The sequence below is a fragment of the Bacillus sp. AFS001701 genome (genome assembly GCF_002559405.1).
In the GTDB taxonomy this organism is placed as follows: Bacteria; Bacillota; Bacilli; order Bacillales; family Bacillaceae_G; genus Gottfriedia.
Genome location: NZ_NTZO01000135.1, coordinates 1 through 6373, shown reverse-complemented (window position 1 = coordinate 6373; position 6373 = coordinate 1). Strand labels below are relative to the sequence as shown.

The following is a 6373-nucleotide window of genomic DNA, read 5'->3' as shown; positions in this document are numbered from 1 at the left end:
TAACTATATGTAACAATACTTAAAAAAGAACAAAAAAAGTGGAAAACTAGTAAAAAGTTTTCCACTTTTTTATTTATGGTAAATTATGCCCCATTCCTGCTACGTAAATTCGTAGCCATTGTTCCGCTGACATATTTAACTTAGTAGACTCAACTGCTGTTTTAACACGTTCAATTTTACCAGACCCTACGATTGGCATCATTTTAGCGGGGTGAGCTATTAGCCATGCGTACATTACTTCGTCGATTGAATTTGCACCAATTTCACTAGAAATCTCTTCGAGTATCGCTCGAACTCTTACCGCTGATTCAGACTGACTAGTAAAAATTTGTCCGCCTGCTAATGGGGACCAGATCATCGGAGCAATATCTTTTTCAAGTAATAAATCAATTGTTCCTTTTTCAAAATGCTCTAATTGCATTGGCGAAACTTCAATTTGATTTGTTACTAAAGGCATGTTTAGATATGCTTGTAATGCGTTAAATTGAGATGGTAAAAAGTTTGATACCCCAAAGTGACGTACTTTTCCTTCCGAATGAAGTTGATTAAACGCCTCTGCGATTTCCTTTGGATTCATAAAAGGATTTGGCCTATGTATTAAAAGTAAATCGATATAATCTGTTTGTAGATTTTCCAGAGAATTATTAACACTCATAAGGATATGCTCTTTACTAGTATCATAATGATTCATTTTAAGTTCAGGAAACTTTGATGACTTTAACTTTATTCCACATTTTGTAACGATTTGGATTTTTTCACGAAGCTCCGGTTTTAGTGCTAAAGCCTTTCCAAAAATTTCTTCACATGTATAGCCACCGTAAATATCCGCATGATCAAATGTTGTAATTCCTAAATCAATACATTCTTCTATAAAAGTAACTAATTGTTCTGATGTCATTTTCCATTCAGATAAACGCCATAATCCGTGAATAATTTGTGAAAACTCAAGATTTTCAGCTAGTTGAATTCTTTTCATCTACACTACCTCACCCTTCTTTTTAATCATTATCATCATTATAGGATAAACGTTCTTAATTGCAAAAGAAAACGGCTATCTAATAGATAGCCGCTTAAACAATTTATCGGTTAAGTAATGAGCCTACATAGCGTAATAATTCATTTGCTGATGTTGAGTTATAACCATATTCATCAACTAATCTGCTGACAACGTCATTGATTTTCTTTAATTGACGCTCGTCAGGAGTTTTTGTGGACGTCGTAATCTTCACAACATCCTTCAGATCCGAAAAAAGTTTCTTTTGGATTGCTTCTTTTAATCTTTCATGTGAATTGTAATCAAAACGTTTGCCTTTTCTTGCATATGCAGAGATTCTGATTAGTATTTCTTCACGGAATGCTTTCTTTGCATTCTCAGAGATGCCAATTTGTTCTTCAATCGAACGCATCAACTTCTCATCTGGATTCATCTCTTCACCTGTTAAAGGATCGCGAAGCTTATTCTTATTGCAATATGCTTCTACATTATCAAGATAATTATCCATAAGTGTTTTTGCAGACTCTTCATATGAATAAACAAAAGCTTTTTGAACTTCTTGTTTTGCAATATCATCATATTCTTTTCTTGCGATAGAGATAAAATTCATATAACGCTCACGATCTTCATTAGAAATAGATGGATGTTGATCTAAACCATCTTTTAATGAGCGTAATACATCCAAAGCATTAATTGAAGGAATCTCTTTTCGAATAATTGTAGATGAAATACGGTTAATGACATATCGTGGATCGATACCATGCATACCTTCATCTAAATATTCTTTCTTCAGCTCCTCTAAATCAACAGTGTTATAGCCTTCTACCATTTCACCATCATATAGACGCATCTTCTTAACTAAATCAATATCTCCTCGTTTTGGTTCTTTTAAACGAGTAAGAATTGTAAACATTGCTGCAACACGTAAAGTGTGTGGAGCAATATGAACATTTGAAACATCACTTTCAGAGATCATTTTTTGATAAATTCTCTCTTCTTCACTTACTCTTAAGTTATACGGAATTGGCATTACGATGATTCGAGAATGAAGTGCTTCATTCTTCTTATTATTAATAAAGGATCTGTACTCTGTTTCATTCGTATGAGCGATGATTAATTCATCCGCAGAAATCAATGCGAAACGCCCTGCCTTAAAGTTTCCTTCCTGTGTCAGGGATAATAAGTGCCATAAAAACTTTTCATCACATTTTAACATCTCTTGGAATTCCATCATTCCACGGTTTGCTTTATTCAACTCACCATCAAACCGGTAGGCACGCGGATCTGATTCTGATCCAAATTGAGCAATTGTTGAAAAATCAATACTTCCTGTTAAATCTGCAATATCTTGAGATTTTGGATCAGAAGGGCTAAAAGTACCAATACCAACTCGACGATCCTCTGATAAAAATACTCTTTCCACCATAACATCTTCTATTCTTCCACCAAACTCTTGTTCAAGTCTCATTAAGTTTAAAGGTGAAAGATTTCCTTCAATTCGAACTCCATATTCATTGAAAAAATCATCTCTTAAATGGTTAGGAATTAAATGCAATGGATCTTCATGCATTGGGCAACCTTTAATAGCGTAGATTGCTCCTTGATCAGACCTTGAATAATTTTCTAAGCCTCTTTTTAACATCGTTACTAGTGTAGATTTACCACCACTTACAGGGCCCATTAACAATAGAATACGTTTTTTAACATCTAATCTCTTGGCAGCAGGATGGAAATATTCTTCCACGAGTCTCTCTAGCGCTTCTTCTAATCCATATAGGTTGTTATTAAAGAAACTGTAGGTTTTTTTACCATTCACTTCTTCAATACCTGCGTCTTTAATCATATTATAAATTCGTGAATGTGCAGTTTGTGCAACCAATGGCTCTTCTTTTAACATTTCAAGATACTCAGCAAAAGTGCCTTCCCATTTCAATCTTTGTTCCATGTCCCGATGCTGCTCAAGTTTCTTTAAAATATCCATGGACAAGTACCTCCTTCTTCTCATCTGTAAGAGAGATTATTAAAGGATATGCAAGGATGTCCGTACTCATGCTATATCTTTGAGTAGGAAAATATATTTTATCGAAATCCAATTCTCATAAATTTACTTTCATATTTCTATGTTTTTTTTGTATAATAAGGTTTAGGGTGTTGGGAATTTTTCAATTGGGAGGATACATACTGATGAGACTAGTATTAATTTTATTAGTTACAGCATCATTCTTAGCAGCAATTTTCACAGGCGGCTATAATGACAAACCTGGACTGAAAAACAGATAATATTTTTTAAAGGATGCTTCTAAACGCGGTTCTTAATTTTATTTAAACCGTTCTAATGGAAGCATCTTTTTTATTTGCTTACTCTTTAATTAATAAAAAAAAATCACCATCTATATGGTGACTTTTATTATTTAGAATAATCCTTTACCTTTAGCAACTCACGGAAATCTTGCTGACGTAAAGCTTCGTAAATTAAAATTGCAGCTGTATTTGATAAATTTAGTGATCTAATATGATCCGTCATTGGTATACGTAAGCAAGTTTCCATATTTTTTTCAATTAACTCTTTCGGAAGCCCTGTTGTTTCTCTACCAAATACAAAGAAAATCTCTTCATCTAAATTTGTATAGTCAAAGTTTGAATATGTTTTTTCCCCAAATTTAGTTATAAAGTAAAATTTCCCGTCTTTATATTTATCAAATAAATCGTCCAATGAATCATGATAATGTATATCTACATGCTCCCAATAATCAAGACCAGCTCTTTTTAACATTTTATCATCAGTTGAAAAACCTAACGGACGGATTAAATGCAAACTTGTATCTGTTCCTGCACAAGTACGTGCAATATTTCCTGTATTTGCTGGAATTTGTGGTTGATATAATACAACGTGTATTCCCATCTTTTTCACCTCTATATTGTTTCAATGCTTTATATTATACCAAATTCGTAATTAATAAGGTATTATTCCATTGGAGGGTTAGAAAAGTCATCAACGAAGTGAAAAAACTTATACTTAATATTCTCCGTAAAAGCAGAAGAATCATAGTATGACCAATATCTTTTACGGCTATTTACAGTATGTGCATTCACTAACGGTTCACCATTTTCATCCTTAGCAACAACGATCGTACAATGATTCCATACTCCATCACCTTCGAAATCATATACGATAATATCCCCCAATGAAAGATCTTTTGGAGAAGGCACCTCTTCTGCTTTAATTCCAGTTTTAGGCGAAGGTAAAAATCTTCTTAATGCATGAGCAACTCTCCAGCTATAACTACTATTAGAATGATTTCTATACCACCATCCTGTCCCTGGTTTTGGCATTCCAACCATTCGAATACCTCCAGCTCTTAAACATTGAGAAATAAAATTAGTACAATCATTTGCATACAATGGATATTCTTTATTATGGCCATCCCACCAGGTTTCAGCATATTTAACAGCATTAAATCGGTTATATCTGTTATTTCGATCCAATGATTCATTTTCACCTAGTTCGTCTTCCTCAAGTTCAAAATTTTCAACTTGATTATCGATTGGGAATGGTATGTCATATAAAATCTCATTATTTTCAATCGCGATCTGTCTTTCATGTTGATCCTCTTCAAAATATAAATCAGTTTGCTTTAAAAAATATCGCGTATGGAATGTATAATTTATATACGTTACGTCCTGATTAGTCCAAATATTATTTACATCAAGATCTCCATATACTTTCACTAATGAAATATTACGTTTATTATATAATTCAACTTTACGCTTGATTGCCTGATATTCTTTTTCTTGAACAGGATGACTTCGATGTCCTTCACCAAAATAAAGTTGTAATCGTTCTTTAAAATAACACTCTAAAAGTTCACGATTAAACAAGATAATCCCCCTTTTCAACATATATTCTTATTCTATACGATGTTGAAAAATTAGAGATTATACCACTCAATATTGCTTACTTTGATAGAACAGCATTAATTTCATTTAATACAATCTCGTCTTGCTCTTTTTGCAAACAACTTTCAATAAATGGTGTACTGCTCTTTCCCTCAATCTCAAAAATAGCCCAAATAGCTGTACCTCTAATTACTGGTCTTGCATCTTTTTTCGCTAATTCCTTTAAATCATCTAATGCCGATTCATCTTTAAAATGTGCTAAAGCAATGATGGCATTTCGCTGAATAGGGTTCTTTCCTCTCCAAGACCCAGACATTTGGCCAAACTGACTTTTAAACTCTCTGTTACTTACCTTTAATACAGAGCGTAATAAAGGTTTTACAGTTTCTGGATCAGGTTCCATCTCAGTATGATAAGTAAAATTAATTCCTTTATTTTTAGGACAAATTGTCTGACATGTATCGCATCCATATATACGATTTCCCAGCTCTTTTCGGAACTCAACAGGAATCATCTCTTTTGATTGTGTTAAAAAAGCAATACAATTTTTAGCATTTAATTGACCTGGAGAAACAATCGCACTTGTCGGACAAACATCAAGGCATTTTGTACACTCTCCACACTGTTCCTCAATAGGCGAATCTGGTTCAAAAGGTAATGAGGTAATCATCTCCCCTAAATACACATAAGAACCGAATTCTGGCGTAATAATTGAACAATTTTTAGCACTCCAACCTATACCTGCTCGCTCAGCCACAGCTCGATCTACTAGCTCACCAGTATCGACCATTGACTGAACCTTTGCATTTGGATAATGTAATAAAATAAATGACTCAAGCTGCAGTAATTTCTTTTTTACAACTACATGGTAATCTTCCCCCCATGAGGCCCTACAAAAAATTCCTCTTGTAGATCCTTTTTTACTCTTAGGAGGATTTTTTAACTTAGATGGATATGCTAGAGCAATTGCAATAATTGAATTAGCTTCTGTCATAATTTTTCTTGCATCTACTCTTCGTTCAATATCCTTTGTCTCAAAACCCGATTGATAATTTAATTCCTGCTGCCTATATAGACGATTTTTTAATGTTAAAAATGGATCAACAGTCGTAAATCCAATCTTATCTATACCAATTTCTTTACTATATGAAATCAATTCTTTTTGAAATTCTTTTATATTCACAAGAATCACCTAACTGCCTGTTAATTTACAAATTATATTTTCTATTCTAGTCAGAAAATTATTTCTTTATCTAATTATGTCACAAAAGCCTTTAATAATAGACTTTTTAATATAAAAAAACGCAATGTATCGTTCTTCGAATGAATCAATACACTGCGTTGTTATCAAGTTATAAGTGCTAAACTACTAATACAAATGGAATACGTATTTAGTAGGTTTTTAATGAACTTGTAATTAAATTTATCATAAATATGTCATAAATTCAAGAATAAAATCAATTTTTGTCGAAAGTGTACAAG

5 protein-coding genes are annotated in these 6373 nt (G+C 33.0%); all 5 read right to left on the bottom strand.

Annotated features, from left to right (window positions below; translation table 11 throughout):
* Positions 1–73 precede the first annotated feature (73 nt).
* The 5 genes from CN514_RS10800 to queG all read right to left on the bottom strand — a co-directional run bounded on the left by CN514_RS10800 (position 74) and on the right by queG (position 6074).
* Positions 74–976, bottom strand: coding sequence for an aldo/keto reductase (locus CN514_RS10800; RefSeq protein WP_098232579.1), 903 nt, complete (start codon positions 974–976; stop codon positions 74–76).
* A gap of 103 nt (positions 977–1079) precedes the next feature.
* Positions 1080–2975 carry a PrkA family serine protein kinase gene (locus CN514_RS10795; protein WP_097976853.1) on the bottom strand — a complete coding sequence of 632 codons (1896 nt, stop codon included), beginning with the start codon at positions 2973–2975 and terminating at the stop codon, positions 1080–1082.
* Between the two features lie 426 nt (positions 2976–3401).
* A complete protein-coding gene (trmL, locus tag CN514_RS10790) occupies positions 3402–3896 on the bottom strand; it encodes a tRNA (uridine(34)/cytosine(34)/5-carboxymethylaminomethyluridine(34)-2'-O)-methyltransferase TrmL (RefSeq protein ID WP_056467857.1) in 495 nt (164 codons plus the stop codon).
* 62 nt (positions 3897–3958) lie between these two features.
* Positions 3959–4873 (bottom strand): amidase domain-containing protein, encoded by a 915-nt coding sequence (locus CN514_RS10785; RefSeq protein ID WP_176525869.1) that lies wholly within the window; start codon positions 4871–4873, stop codon positions 3959–3961.
* 76 nt (positions 4874–4949) lie between these two features.
* The gene (gene queG / locus CN514_RS10780) at positions 4950–6074 is read right to left on the bottom strand and encodes a tRNA epoxyqueuosine(34) reductase QueG (RefSeq protein ID WP_098232577.1); all 1125 of its coding nucleotides are present in this window, start codon (positions 6072–6074) and stop codon (positions 4950–4952) included.
* Positions 6075–6373: the final 299 nt, after the last annotated feature.